This window comes from Nitrosomonas oligotropha (assembly GCF_900106555.1).
In the GTDB taxonomy this organism is placed as follows: domain Bacteria; phylum Pseudomonadota; class Gammaproteobacteria; order Burkholderiales; family Nitrosomonadaceae; genus Nitrosomonas; species Nitrosomonas oligotropha_A.
In genome coordinates this window covers 22,201-35,041 of the sequence record NZ_FNOE01000029.1, presented here as the reverse complement: position 1 = coordinate 35,041, position 12,841 = coordinate 22,201, and the positions used below count along the sequence as shown (strand labels likewise).

The window sequence follows — 12,841 nt, the reverse complement described above, 5'->3', positions numbered from 1 at the left end:
TTCCTGACGATCCAATAATGTTAAGCGAGTGCGTTTGTGTATGTTCATCTACAGTATTCTCCTGAATACTGTAAACAACGCTAGGAATTCTTACAGCTAGGAGTCCCTTCAAAACAATTGGTCGCATTGCTTTATATGCAATTGACCAGCAATTCCAATACCTGAGTGCCTATGTCGATCACATCAATATAGATCACTTGAATGATAATTTTCGCCATGAGTTATGGCATTTATTGAAAAATCACTATAGCAAATTTCGTCTTGAGCAAAAATCTCGAATTCTAGAAGCAATCAAGAGTCTCGCCATAATTGACGAAACTGGACAAAAAAAGATGGTTCAACTGCTTATCAACAATTAATTTGGTTATCTGCCATTAAAGATTATGATAATGACATTACTCAAACTTATCAACGATACTTAGAAATCGTTGGTGGAGAACCAGAACTTCCGGATTTCTCTAATTACACCACCTACGGGTGGGTAGTTCACAAATCACCTTTTAGCGAAGAAGAGCTGCTTTCATTGAGTGTCGGTGATTTAGTTAGACAGCTTGAGGCTTATCGGGTGACTTATAAACCATCCATAAGATTTAATGAGCCTAGCCTCGATGGTCTTGCAATGACATTGCGCCAGATAGTAAAGGCAGAACCACTTCGTTTTCACAACCAGTTACATAAATTTTATGACGGTGATTTGTCCTTTATTCATGAATTAATTGAAGCATACCGAGAATTATGGTCTGAAATGGTTCCATTGCCTTGGGATGAGGTTTGGCATTCTCTGTTTGAATTTTGTCAGGGTATTGTTAAGCAAGATCGATTCTGGGTTCCAGAAAATGCAGAGGGGAACGATTCTTTTGTGGCAAGTAGGCATCGGATTGTCGCTAGCATCGGAAGATTGATCGAGGCCGGTACTAAATCCGATGAGCATGCCTTCAATGAGAAGTATATGAATCAAGCTGAAGAAGTAATTCTTCCACTATTGGAAAAGCAAAAAGGAGAAGCATTTAAAGTTAATAGCGATGCTGTATCTATAGCGATCAATAGTCCTCGCGGGCAATGTCTTGAAGCACTTATTAATCTCACGTTGCGGTCTTGCCGTTTGGCAAATAAGCAAAGCGGAAGCTATTCAGCGATATGGACTCACTTTGAGCCTATTTATAGTAAAGAGTTAGTACGAGCAGAAATGGGTGAGTATGAGTTTATAACTCTTGTTGCTAACTACCTGCCTAATTTTTTGTATATGTCGAATGAATGGGTATTAGCAAATCTCGACAACATCTTCGATCAACAAAATTACCAGAAATGGCTCTGTGCTATGAGTGGCTTTGCCTATGTGAACATAGTGTATAAAAAAATTTATCATTTTCTGAAAGTTAATGGTCATATTATTCGAGCGCTGGACGATGATAATCTTCGAGATCGCGTTGACAAGGCACTCATTCAAAATATTGCAATTGCATATATCAATAACTATGAGAAATTAGTAGATGAGTCCAGCATGATTCATCAATTACTTGTTCGCAGAAAGTATGAGGAGCTAAGCCAACTAATTTGGTTCATCTGGACACAGCGGAAAGATAAAAATCTTCATACGAAGGTTTTTGAATTATGGCCACGCCTCTTGGGTGTTATTGACCTGAGTGCCCGCGAAGGAAGAAAACTGGCATCAAAATTATGCGATTGGTCAGTTTTTGTGGACGAAGTAAATGAAGAAAATAAAAATTTATTGCTGAAAATCGCTCCTTTTGCTGAGGAAGAATATAACACTCATGATCTACTCGAAAGTATTGCAAAGATTAGCAATAAGCAACCAGACGAGGCCTACGAGATTTGGCTTAAAATGCTAGAGGGTTCTAGTATGGATTCTCCTGAGGAGGCGGTGCGAGCTGCGCTTGCTAATTTGGTAAATGTAGGGCCAGATGAGCAACGCCAAGCAAAAGAAATCGTTAGCAAATATAGTGAAGCTAAAAATTATCGTCCGCATCAGTGGTTGCAAGAAATCACAGAACCGGGAAAGAATGGCTGATAATTTATCTTCTTAGAATAAAGTCTCGTGGAACTCTAGTGATTTCCGAGATGCCATTTAATCATGATCACGAGAGTTCGCGTGACCGGGGTTCCTGGCCCTTCAACCCCATTTCCGCCACAACAACGCCTGTTTATCTTCTTCTCTCACCCGGTATCCACGCCAGCTGCCAGCCGGGTGGGGATTTGGCTTCCAGCAAGCCGGTCAGGCGCAAGTTGATCCATTTGCGCGTGGGCATTTCCAGGTGCCGGTAACTCCAGATCGCGATCGAAATAGCCGAACCGACCATACCCGCTACAAATAGAATGGACCCCGTTACGCTACTTTCCACGGGCAGCCCGGTGATGTTCTCCCAATCCTGTTTTGCAACAAACTGGACCAGGTAATGCCACATATAAATAGAAAATGACAATACTCCAATCGTGTGCAGGCCGCGTGTGTCCAGACACTGGCATAAATAGCCGCGGTCTTCCCAGGTCACCAGCACGATCAAAGCCATCAAGCCAATCACCAGAACATCGGTTACACCAAAGTGGAGCGAAAGGAACAGTGCGATGGAGGCAACAATCTGAATATACGTCAGGTATCTGTCCGGCAAAGTGGAAACTGCGTTACGTGCTAGGAACAGCAACATGCCGATCGTGAAAGCGGATGCGGCGCGGATGGTGGACAAACGAAAGTTGTCGTTGACATCGTTATCCGTCGCCATACATAAGCAATAGAAAAGCACTGCAATGCATGACAACAACACTAAAGCCAGTTTGCGGTTATCGCCATTGATGGTCAGAAGCGCGGCAAAGAGCAGATAGCAAAAAAATTCCGCGCTCAGCGACCATGAAGGGAAATTCCAAGTGACCCAATCAAACATGCCCCACGAGTGGATCAGAAACAGGTTGGCGGCCAGTGATTCGGGCGTGCGCAAGGCGTCGTCAAACAAGCAGCAGGCTTCTTTTCCCAATCCCCAGTTGATCAGCGCCAGCAGCGTGAAAAAAAGTACGGTTGCCACCAATGTAATGAAATGCAAGGGATAAATTCTGGCAATCCGGGCAATCAGATAATGCAAGGTGTCACGTACGCTATAGCGTCTGGGATGTTCGATGTCATACACATAAGCCATGACGAATCCACTGAGAATGAAGAAGAAATCAACCCAGAGGTAACCTTTGTAAAAATACATAGTGATTTCATCGGGATCTATCGATGAGTGCAGATAATATCGAAAATGAACGAAGACAACCATCATAGCTGCCCAACCGCGCAATGAAGTATGCGAACGGATTTCTTTTTTATGTGAGATATGCATCATAAATTGGACTTTTCACTGATGAAACTTGCCGTTCTTTACGGCAAGCGGTTTCAAATTTACTGAATTGAAGTGTTAGGGTTTGATGTATTGGATTTATGCGTACCGGGCGAGTCGGGGATATATTGGATTGAAAAAATGCGCGCTATTATAAATGATTGACTAACAACCGCACCGCTATATATTTATCGGCAAGCAAAAATTAACAGTTTGAATGGAGTGGATCGGCGCCGGAAAGTTCCCGCCAAGATGCTAAAGTTGCTATTCAGCGATCAGTTTTTTGCCATTCACCTGGCACAGATGGAATGAGGAGAGCATGAAAGTTTTGCCTGACAACAGCCAGGCAAAATTTCTTGTTACTGGTGACTTAATACAATGCGGTATTTCGCTTGACCGCTTGCCAATCTGGCCAGCGCTTCATTGACCTGATCAAAACGAAAAACTTCAATGACCGGTTCGATCTTGTGTTGTGCGGCAAAACGCAACATGGTCGCGATACCGGCGGGGCTGCCGACGGGGGAGCCCGACACCGAGCATTGATTGGCGATCAGCGGGAATACATTGATATCCAGCGGTTCAAGCGGTACGCCGAGAAAATGCAAACGGCCTTTAGGGCGCAGGGTGGCGATATAGGCATTCCAGTCCAACTTGACATTGACGGTGGTTAGAATCAAATCAAAGCGGCCAGCCGCAGCAGCCAGTTCGCTTGGTTTTTTCGTGTCCAGCACATCGTGCGCGCCAATCGATAGTGCTTCTTTCTTTTTGTCTTCGCTCGAAGTGAAGGCCGTTACCCGGCAACCCCATGCGCGCAGAAATTGCAGTGCGATATGCCCTAAACCGCCAATACCGATGACGGCGACCTGGGCGGTGGGGGGAACGTTGTACTGCAGCAGCGGATTGAAAACGGTGATTCCCCCACAGAACAGCGGACCCGCGTTTTGTGCGTTGAGACCATCGGGCAATGCGACAACACTGGCCGCTTTGGCGCGTACTTTGTCGGCGAAACCGCCGTGGTGACCTACGATGGTGGATTCCGGCTGCGCGCAAAGGTTATGATCGCCGGATAGGCAACTGTGGCACGTCATGCAATAACCGGCATGCCAGCCCAAGCCGACTCGCTGGCCCACGGATAGATTACTGACATGCGTGCCCTTGGCCGCAATGGTGCCGATGATCTCATGCCCCGGCACGAAAGGATATTGCGTGATTCCCCAATCATTGTGCAGCATGCTTAAATCGCTATGGCAAATGCCGCAATGTTCGACCGCGATTTCAACATCGTGATCGCCCAATGCGCCGGGGTTGTATTCAAAAGGCTGTAGTTTTCCGCCAGGTTCAAATGCCGCATACGCTTTAATCATGATTTTCCTTTTTCATATCCGGTTAATCTTCGGGTTCAGCGTATTATGCGGCAATACAATGCTGTATAGAAGACAAAAGCTGCGGCACTCTGTTGACCTGGACGTGAACATCGCCAGAAGAAAAGCCCCGCCGCCGGTTACAGCTGACCGCAGGGTTTTGTGGTACCGGCAATTCAATGTGATGAGGAATAATCTCCGCAGATAAGTGATGATTACTCTTTAATAGTGAGAAATTGAAAATCTATGCTGCTGCTGTCAAGCATATCCAGCTCATTATCGACCTCCCTCTCAGCTTCAAGCCAATCACGCAGAGCATCTGTCTCATTGCCCGTGAAGCCGCGCTTCTCAGCCCGGAAATAAGCCGCGGTGGCAATCATTTCCTGGCGGTCAACCGATTTTACTGGATTCAAGACCTGATTCGCGAGTATCCGCTCTTCGCTTTTTGATAACCGTGTTCCGGATTTCCTGGTTTCTCCTTCGCTGACTTTGCTTGGCATTTGATAATCCTCCTTTAGCAGGATATTTATTCGTACTCAAAAGATTAGATTGATAAAAACCTTTATCAATTGATTATCTTAGTGAAATTTTTTTAAAAAATAAGTAAGAAAATACTTATTTTTAACTAAGTAAATGCTTAGATATTGACAGCGCTTTTATTTTTGCGGCTGTTAAAACCGCGATCATCCCGCGCGTTTTCAGCCGAACCAAGAATTTCGCATATGTTTTTAAATTCACTGCGAATAATGGCGGGCGTTCTTTTCAGATGGGCAGCAAGCAGCTTGCAATCGGTCGTTTCCAGAACAAGACTGGCTTCGAGCAGTTGATACAGAACCGGTGGCAGCATTTGCTGGGTATCGATTGCACCGATGAGCTGCGCAGCATGCATTTTCGCGCGCCGCAATTGACCCGATTCGTAGAAGGAATAATTGTTTTTTTGTTTGTAAAGATGACTAATGGCGTTAAATTTATCGAGAGTTTCAGCGTGCATCATTTGAATTTACTCCTCACATTAGGCGATATTTCCAGGATAGCAAGACAATGTGACAACCATATAACAGAGCTGTATTGAACTGGCTTCCGGTGATTCACTGTAACTGGACAGGGAGGAAACTACAATGCGGCAAATTGCCGCTTTATTTAGCCTTGTTTTTTGTATTTAACGGCCATCTGGGTATTCTGGAACGGTTGGCGGCATAAATATATAAGCGTATCGCTTATCTTTCTCTAAGCAAAATGCCTAGAAATTCATGGGTGGTGGTTTGATGCGCATGATCATCCGGAATTGCTCCCCATGTTCTGGTAATTCCAGTTCAAACAAGCTTGAATCCTGCCGCTTGCATCGGGTTGGCGGTTTGATGCAATGCTGCTTGCATGGCGTCATCGGCGGTTTCCAGTAAAACAAACTGCATTGCCATGCGCGTTGCTTCCGGAACATCTCGCAGATCTTTCTGGTTACGCGCAGGTAACAGCACGGTTTGAATACCGGCACGCTGCGCCGCGAGTATTTTTTCCTTGACGCCGCCGACCGGCAATACCAAACCACGCAAACTGATTTCACCGGTCATGGCGACATCGTGGCGCACCGGCCGGTTGGTGAAAAGCGAAGCGAGCGCGATGAACATCGCTACACCCGCGCTCGGTTCGTCTTTGGGAATCGCGCCCGCCGGAACGTGCATATGCACATCGACACCGTCAAACAGCGCTAACGGAATATTGAGATCGCTGGCGCGCGCTTTGACCAGCGTGAGCGCGGCTTGCGCGCTTTCTTTCATCACGTCGCCGAGCTGCCCGGTCAGAATCAGTCTTCCGCTGCCATTGATGCGCGTGGCTTCGATGAATAGAATGTCGCCGCCCACCGGTGTCCAGGCGAGGCCGGTGGCGACACCGGGTAAGTCGGTATGCAGCGCGAGTTCGTGTTCAAATTTTTCCGCACCCAGGATCGCATCCAGATCATTCACGTCGATTCGCACTTGCTGTTGTTTGCCTTCCGCAATGCGCAGGGCCACATTCCGCATGACCCGGCCAATTTCCCGCTCGAACTGACGCACACCGGCTTCACGGGTGTAGTTGGCCACAATGCTTTGCAGCGCCTCGGGTGTGAGCGTGCACTGTTCCTCACGCAAGCCGTTCGCTTCACTTTGACGCTGCACTAGATACCGCAAGGCGATTTGCAGTTTCTCCTCCTGCGTGTAGCCAGGGAGATCGATAATTTCCATGCGGTCGCGCACCGGCGGCGGCACGTTGTCGATCACATTCGCGGTGGCGATGAAAATCACACGGCTTAAGTCGAACGGCACGCCGAGATAATTATCGCGAAACGTCGAATTCTGCTCCGGATCGAGAATTTCCAGTAGAGCGGCGGAGGGGTCGCCTTGCATGCTGGCGGACATTTTGTCGATCTCGTCGAGCATCATGACGCAGTTGCGCGCACCCGCCTTACGTAATCCTTGCACGATGTTGCCTGGCATCGCGCCGACGTAGGTGCGGCGGTGGCCGCGCATTTCGGCTTCGTCATGCACACCGCCCAATGAAACCCGCACAAACGAACGCTGCAACGCGCGCGCAATGCTTTGGCCTAACGATGTTTTGCCGACACCGGGCGGTCCGACAAAACACAGAATCGGCGCCCGGCCGTGCGGTTTCAATTTTTGCACCGCGAGGAATTCGATGATGCGCTGTTTGATACGCTCCAACCCGAAATGGTCCGCTTCCAGAATCTGCCGTGCGCTATTCAGGTCGATTGGCGCCTCCTCGGGCAGCCGCCACGGCAATTCGGTCATCCATTCCAGGTAAGTATGCAGCATCGAGAATTCACTCGACGCCCCCGGCATGCGCTGCAAGCGGTGCAATTCTTTGCGCGCTTGCGCTTCGATATCGCCCGGCATGCCGGCTTTGGTGATGGCCTCGTCCAGTTGCGTGATTTCTTGATCGTTGTCGCCGTCTTCGCCGAGCTCTTTCTGAATTGCTTTCAACTGTTCGCGCAGCAGGTATTTACGCTCGCGATCTTCCATCTGCTCCTTGGTACGCTCGCCGATTTCTTGCGACAAGCGCAAAACTTCGATGCGGCGCGACAGGATGTGCAGCACTTTTTGCAGCCGCTCCTCGGTATCGATGGTTTCGAGCAGCATTTGTTTCTCGCTCACTTCGGTATCGAGCAGACTTGCGGTAATGTCGGCCAGATCGGAAGGCGCGCGCGTGGCTTGCAAAGCGTGTGCGAGCTCCGCCGGTACGCCGGGCAATAATGAAAGAATTTCAATGGCGCGTTCGCGCAGTTGCAGGGCCAGTGCTTCGGTTTGTGTGGTGATGGGGGCCGATTCCTCAATGCGCTTTATGCGCGCGGCGAGGAACGGGTATCCTTCGATCAGCGCTTCGATGTGGAAACGCTCAACACCCTGGCATACGACATGATGTGTTTTGTCGTCGGATGTCATATGCCGAACGATATTGGCGATTGTCCCGGTGCCGCATAGTGCTTCCAATCCCGGATTATCGACGGCGGCATCTTTTTGCAGCACGATGCCGATCGGTGCCTTGGATTGCAGCGCGTGTTCAATGGTGGCGATGGATCGTACCCGGCCGACCGTGATGGGCATCAGTACATGCGGAAATAACACCACGTTGCGCATTGGCACCAATGCAATGACATCGGCAGGCAACTCGAGTTGGCTTGTGACAGGTTGTTCCATAGCGGCTCATCCTTCAGAATGTAAGGCAGTTTTAATATTCTCTTGGAATATTTGAGCGCTTAACCAGGAATTCAAGTGAGATCCGCTGGCCTTGTTTATGGTAACCGGTTTTGTCGTGCCGGTTACCGGTAAAAATAGAACATCACGGACGATGCCGCGTTTCTTTCTTTTGCTCGTACCGGACCAGTTTGGCGAGATCGAGCAACTCTTCCGATAATAATTGCAGCGCATCGTCCAGCGTCAGGATACCGGTCAGTTCCCCCGATTCATCAACGACCGGCAAACGCCGGATGGTTTTGCGGCGCATGAATTCGATGGCTTCATGCGATGCGGTGCTTTCCTTAATGGTAAATACTTCCGCCGCCATAATGTCGCCAACGGTGATGACGGCTGCGTCCAATTCCGTTGCCACAACTTCTACCACCAGATCGCGATCGGTGACAATGCCGGCCGGAATCTGCCGGCCGTCACGCTTCTCAACCACGATGAGCGCGCCGACATGAAACTGGCGCATCAGTTTGGCAGCTTCCACAATGGTTGCATCCCGTTGGATAACAATGACTTCACGATTGCAAATTTCACCGGCAGACATTTGATTTCTCCTTTCTGGTTGTTATGGAAAAACGGCTAAGTTCATGGTTCAACGTGACCAATGCACGCGCAACAGATTTTCCGCTGGGTTATAGTGAAACTCCAGCTCACCCTGGTACGCATCGTGGATGGCTTCACCGATACCGCGCGCGAGGTGAATGTCGGTTGTGGTGATCAGTACTTCGTGATCTTTTATCTCCATTGCCATGATCCGCTTTAGCGGGTGCTCGGTTTTTTCCTTTTTCTCAACGTGCTGTACCAAATGCATGATTTCATCCCGGTGCGCGTGGAAGAAAGCACCGTGCAAGGTTAGGAATCCAGCCGGATACTGGTCATGAATACGCTGGCAGGCCGGACAGTTGTGCTGATGCGCATTGACCGGCGCAGCAAGCCATTGCCACCGGCCTTTGTGAAATACCGCGCTACATAGCGGACAAACGGTGGGTTCGGGGAGCTTGTCTTTGATTTGATAAGCATCGTGAATTTGTTCCTGGAAAACACCGTCATGCCGCGTAATTTGATGAAAACCAGGGGGTGCGTTTTTTGTGCTCATGATAAATCCCTCCTTCTACTGCAACTGTTTCAGTTTGAATGAGAAGTCATTTTTTCATCCTTTCACGTTCAGCCATGCGTTCGTGAAAGATTGAACATCCGTTCCATCTTGCGCGCTCTGATAATTTTGTCAAGCGTTTCCGTCATGGGATACGCTGGGGTATTTTCGCAGCGTATACGCACAATCCAATGCGGCGGCCAAAGGCTGCTTTGTGGTTGAGAAGGGTCATGGTCGGGCGCCTGAACTTGGTATCGCCGTGCTATTTGCGGGCATGATCTTCCAGTTGACGCTTGGCGGCATCGAAAGCATCGCGCACCGCGACGTAGACATCTTCATTAGCAACACGATTGACCACGATTTCGCTGCCGGGTACCGTCATGTCGATGTGCACGTCAAACATCCGGCCCTGATGGTGGTGTTTGTGCGGAAGCTCGATGACGATCCGGCAGCTGGTGATGTGCGGATAAAGCTTCTCCAGTTTTTCCGCTTTTTCGCGGATGTGACTTTCGAGCGCTTCGGAGTGGGGGATATCGCGCGTGGTGATTTGCAGTGTGACTTCCATGAAATTTTCCTCCTGTTGAATTGAGTTAAACGTTTCCGGTAACAACTATCCTTTGATACATACTTTGGGGCGCAGAAAAGCGACTCTACGTGCCAGCCCTGCTTGTTCCGTGACCTCAGCCACCTGATCGACATCTTTGTAAGCGCCCGGCGCTTCTTCCGCCGCACCGCGCATCGAACGGGTGCGGATCAGGATGCCTTGCCGTTCGAGGTCATTGATCAAGGTCCGGCCATCCCAGTGTTTCAATGCTTGGTTGCGGCTCATGGCGCGGCCTGCGCCGTGGCTGCACGAAGCAAACGCCTGATTGGTGCTGGTGCCGGCGAGAATATACGAGCCGGTGCCCATGCTGCCGCCGATGATGACCGGTTGCCCCACGTCACGGTATCGCGTCGGCAGTCTGGGATGTCCGGGTGCGAAAGCGCGCGTGGCGCCTTTGCGATGCACGTGCAGCCAGCGGGTTTTGCCGTCCACTTCGTGCTGCTCTTCCTTGCAGGTGTTGTGCGAGATGTCGAACAGCGTTTCCAATGAGGCCTGGGGATAGATTTCGGCAAAGGTGCCGCGCGTCAGATGCGTCAGGATTTGCCGGTTGGCCAGTGCGCAATTGATCGCGGCATTCATGGCGCCGAGGTATTGCTGGCCTTCCGGCGATTTGATCGGGGCGCAGGCCAATTCCCGGTCGGGCAAGTGGATGCCGAGACGGCTGGCCGCCTTAGCCAGCATTATCAGGTAATCGGTGCCGATCTGATGGCCGAGTCCGCGCGAACCGCAGTGGATGGAAATCACCAGTTGACCTTCGCGCAGACCGAAAGCCTGCGCCGTAACGTTGTCGTAAATGCGTTCCACGACTTGCACTTCCAGATAATGATTGCCGGAACCCAACGTGCCCATTTCGCCGCGTTGGCGTTTTTTCGCCAGCTCGGATACGTTGCCCGGCACCGCGCCGGAGACACAGCCGTTTTCTTCCACATAGTCCAGATCCGCGAGATCGCCGTAGCCCTGTTTTACAGCCCATTGTGCGCCGCCCAGCAACACTTGATCCAGTTGCTTCGGGTTGAGATTGATTTGGCCTTCTTCGCCGACGCCTGCCGGGATCGTGGCGAACAACCGGTCGGCCAGTTGATTGAAGTAGGGCGCCGCATCGCGCGCATCGAGATTGCTGCGCAGACAGCGGATGCCGCAGGAAATATCGAAACCGACACCGCCGGCTGAGATGATGCCACCCTGTTCGGCGTCAAATGCCGCCACGCCGCCGATGGGAAAGCCATAACCCCAATGCGCGTCCGGCATGGTTATCGCCGCGCCAACCAGACCGGGCAGTGCGGCGACATGGGCGATTTGTTCCAGCACTTTGTCGTCCATGCTTTCGAGCAACGGCGCGCTGCCATAAAGCAAGACTTGCGCGCGTTTATCGCCGGATGCCTGGGGCAGCGTCCAAAGATAAGTGTGCAGCTGTTGTAATTGTTGTAGATTCATACATCTACCACGCAACGGGATTCCCAGACTGGGCCAATTGGTTTTACCGCGAGCATGGTCAGTGTTGCACCTTTGACTTCCACACCGCGTTCCAAGCCGTCGTGCCATTTTTCCCCGGCGGCTTTGGCATGCCAATGATCATTCTGGCGTTGGATGTGAAAATGGCTGAATACCATACCGAGTTCCCGCGCCTTTCCTAAAATGAGATTAAGCCAAACCACCAGCGCCAGTTCAAGATCGGCTTCTTCAAATTCGAGCGCCACTGCTGTCTGAGGGCGTATCGCTTCAATGTTGGTGATAATCGCGAAAACCGCATGCGCCGCCGCCTCAAACGATTGCTCGATAGTCAGGCCGCAGCCGATAATCCCGATGTCGGCATCGTGTTCAAAATACGATGAGCTCATTTTTTAATCACTTTATAAAAATGTAGTTTTATTGTAGTATTTTTGCCGCAAGAAATGTATCAATCTGAACGATCGTTGCGATTGATCAAAGAGTAAGCCGTTTGGATGAAGCGCAAGAGGGCTTTGCTTGCCGGACACAAGTCCGATAGTGCCGCTATCTTCGAGGAAATTGCTAGATTTTCTGGAGATTCAAAGCGCCAACCGGTTTCGCATCGGCGCTCTATTTTAATGACAATGAGGAGCACAGCATGATTTTTGCCGATCGCATGGCAGCAGCCGGGAAACTGGCGGATGCATTGTCCGGATATCGCGATAAAAATCCACTGGTACTCGCCATCCCGCGTGGCGCGGTGCCGATGGCCAAGGCAATTGCGCAGCGGCTGAGCGGCGAACTGGATGTGGTGCTGGTGCGTAAGCTCCGCGCTCCCGGTAACCCGGAATATGCAATCGGTTCCGTCGATGAAAGCGGTTGGGTGTATTTGACGGAATATGCCGCACGGGCCGGTGCCGATCAGGCGTACATCGATCAGGAAGTATCGGCGCAATTGGAAACCATCCGGCAACGGCGCGCGCACTATACCCCTGAGCGCGCACCGATAGATCCCGCAGGGCGCATCGTGATTGTCGTGGATGACGGACTGGCTACCGGTTCCACCATGATTGCCGCACTGCATGCCTTGCGCAATCAGAAAACGGCGGAATTGATCTGTGCCGTACCGGTGGCGCCACCGGAAACACTGAAGAAATTGCAGGACAAAGCCGATCGCATCGTTTGTTTGTCAGCACCTGATGATTTTTATGCCGTCGGGCAGTTTTATACGGACTTTCCGCAAGTGAGCGATGACGAAGTGATTGCGTGTCTTGCCGCCGTGTGAGTCC

At 50.4% G+C, this 12,841-nt stretch carries 12 protein-coding genes; 2 read left to right on the top strand and 10 right to left on the bottom strand.

Annotated elements, in window-relative coordinates; translation table 11 throughout:
- Window positions 1-523 precede the first annotated feature (523 nt).
- Window positions 524-2,029, top strand: a complete 1,506-nt coding sequence (locus BLU57_RS12950) for a hypothetical protein (protein ID WP_143026982.1) — start codon at window positions 524-526, stop codon at window positions 2,027-2,029.
- Between the two features lie 133 nt (window positions 2,030-2,162).
- Here BLU57_RS12950 and BLU57_RS12945 read toward each other — a convergent pair whose 3' ends face one another.
- The 10 genes from BLU57_RS12945 to BLU57_RS12900 form a co-directional block, all read right to left on the bottom strand.
- Entirely contained in the window at window positions 2,163-3,332 is a 1,170-nt protein-coding gene (locus tag BLU57_RS12945; protein ID WP_256206286.1) for an acyltransferase family protein, read from the bottom strand.
- Between the two features lie 356 nt (window positions 3,333-3,688).
- A complete protein-coding gene (ahr, locus tag BLU57_RS12940) occupies window positions 3,689-4,693 on the bottom strand; it encodes an NADPH-dependent aldehyde reductase Ahr (RefSeq protein ID WP_090321654.1) in 1,005 nt (334 codons plus the stop codon).
- A gap of 212 nt (window positions 4,694-4,905) precedes the next feature.
- Window positions 4,906-5,190, bottom strand: coding sequence for a DUF2934 domain-containing protein (locus tag BLU57_RS16685; RefSeq protein WP_090321651.1), 285 nt, complete (start codon window positions 5,188-5,190; stop codon window positions 4,906-4,908).
- 137 nt (window positions 5,191-5,327) lie between these two features.
- Window positions 5,328-5,684, bottom strand: coding sequence for a hypothetical protein (locus BLU57_RS12930; protein WP_090321648.1), 357 nt, complete (start codon window positions 5,682-5,684; stop codon window positions 5,328-5,330).
- Window positions 5,685-6,003: 319 nt separating this feature from the next.
- Entirely contained in the window at window positions 6,004-8,379 is a 2,376-nt protein-coding gene (lon, locus tag BLU57_RS12925; RefSeq protein ID WP_090321645.1) for an endopeptidase La, read from the bottom strand.
- A 142-nt stretch (window positions 8,380-8,521) separates the two neighbouring features.
- The gene (locus tag BLU57_RS12920; protein WP_090321643.1) at window positions 8,522-8,971 is read right to left on the bottom strand and encodes a CBS domain-containing protein; all 450 of its coding nucleotides are present in this window, start codon (window positions 8,969-8,971) and stop codon (window positions 8,522-8,524) included.
- A gap of 48 nt (window positions 8,972-9,019) precedes the next feature.
- A complete protein-coding gene (locus tag BLU57_RS12915) occupies window positions 9,020-9,523 on the bottom strand; it encodes a BCAM0308 family protein (RefSeq protein ID WP_090321640.1) in 504 nt (167 codons plus the stop codon).
- Between the two features lie 259 nt (window positions 9,524-9,782).
- The gene (gene hpf, locus BLU57_RS12910) at window positions 9,783-10,085 is read right to left on the bottom strand and encodes a ribosome hibernation-promoting factor, HPF/YfiA family (RefSeq protein ID WP_090321637.1); all 303 of its coding nucleotides are present in this window, start codon (window positions 10,083-10,085) and stop codon (window positions 9,783-9,785) included.
- 45 nt (window positions 10,086-10,130) lie between these two features.
- Complete coding sequence (locus tag BLU57_RS12905) at window positions 10,131-11,558, bottom strand: RtcB family protein (RefSeq protein ID WP_090321634.1); 1,428 nt, start codon at window positions 11,556-11,558, stop codon at window positions 10,131-10,133.
- Window positions 11,555-11,962: an archease gene (locus tag BLU57_RS12900; protein ID WP_090321631.1), complete on the bottom strand. Its 408-nt coding sequence runs from the start codon at window positions 11,960-11,962 to the stop codon at window positions 11,555-11,557. The genes BLU57_RS12905 and BLU57_RS12900 overlap by 4 nt, the downstream gene beginning before the upstream one ends.
- Window positions 11,963-12,210: 248 nt before the next feature.
- Between BLU57_RS12900 and BLU57_RS12895 the strand changes: the two genes are divergently transcribed.
- Window positions 12,211-12,837: a phosphoribosyltransferase gene (locus BLU57_RS12895; RefSeq protein WP_090321629.1), complete on the top strand. Its 627-nt coding sequence runs from the start codon at window positions 12,211-12,213 to the stop codon at window positions 12,835-12,837.
- Window positions 12,838-12,841 lie beyond the last annotated feature (4 nt).

Excerpts from the sequence above, each read along its gene's own strand:
- BLU57_RS12895 (WP_090321629.1), top strand. The coding sequence starts at position 12,211 with ATGATTTTTGCCGATCGCATGGCAGCAGCCGGGAAACTGGCGGATGCA.
- BLU57_RS12930 (WP_090321648.1), bottom strand. The coding sequence starts at position 5,684 with ATGATGCACGCTGAAACTCTCGATAAATTTAACGCCATTAGTCATCTT.
- BLU57_RS12900 (WP_090321631.1), bottom strand. The coding sequence starts at position 11,962 with ATGAGCTCATCGTATTTTGAACACGATGCCGACATCGGGATTATCGGC.
- BLU57_RS12945 (WP_256206286.1), bottom strand. The coding sequence starts at position 3,332 with ATGCATATCTCACATAAAAAAGAAATCCGTTCGCATACTTCATTGCGC.
- hpf (WP_090321637.1), bottom strand. The coding sequence starts at position 10,085 with ATGGAAGTCACACTGCAAATCACCACGCGCGATATCCCCCACTCCGAA.
- BLU57_RS12920 (WP_090321643.1), bottom strand. The coding sequence starts at position 8,971 with ATGTCTGCCGGTGAAATTTGCAATCGTGAAGTCATTGTTATCCAACGG.
- lon (WP_090321645.1), bottom strand. The coding sequence starts at position 8,379 with ATGGAACAACCTGTCACAAGCCAACTCGAGTTGCCTGCCGATGTCATT.
- BLU57_RS16685 (WP_090321651.1), bottom strand. The coding sequence starts at position 5,190 with ATGCCAAGCAAAGTCAGCGAAGGAGAAACCAGGAAATCCGGAACACGG.
- ahr (WP_090321654.1), bottom strand. The coding sequence starts at position 4,693 with ATGATTAAAGCGTATGCGGCATTTGAACCTGGCGGAAAACTACAGCCT.
- BLU57_RS12905 (WP_090321634.1), bottom strand. The coding sequence starts at position 11,558 with ATGAATCTACAACAATTACAACAGCTGCACACTTATCTTTGGACGCTG.
- BLU57_RS12915 (WP_090321640.1), bottom strand. The coding sequence starts at position 9,523 with ATGAGCACAAAAAACGCACCCCCTGGTTTTCATCAAATTACGCGGCAT.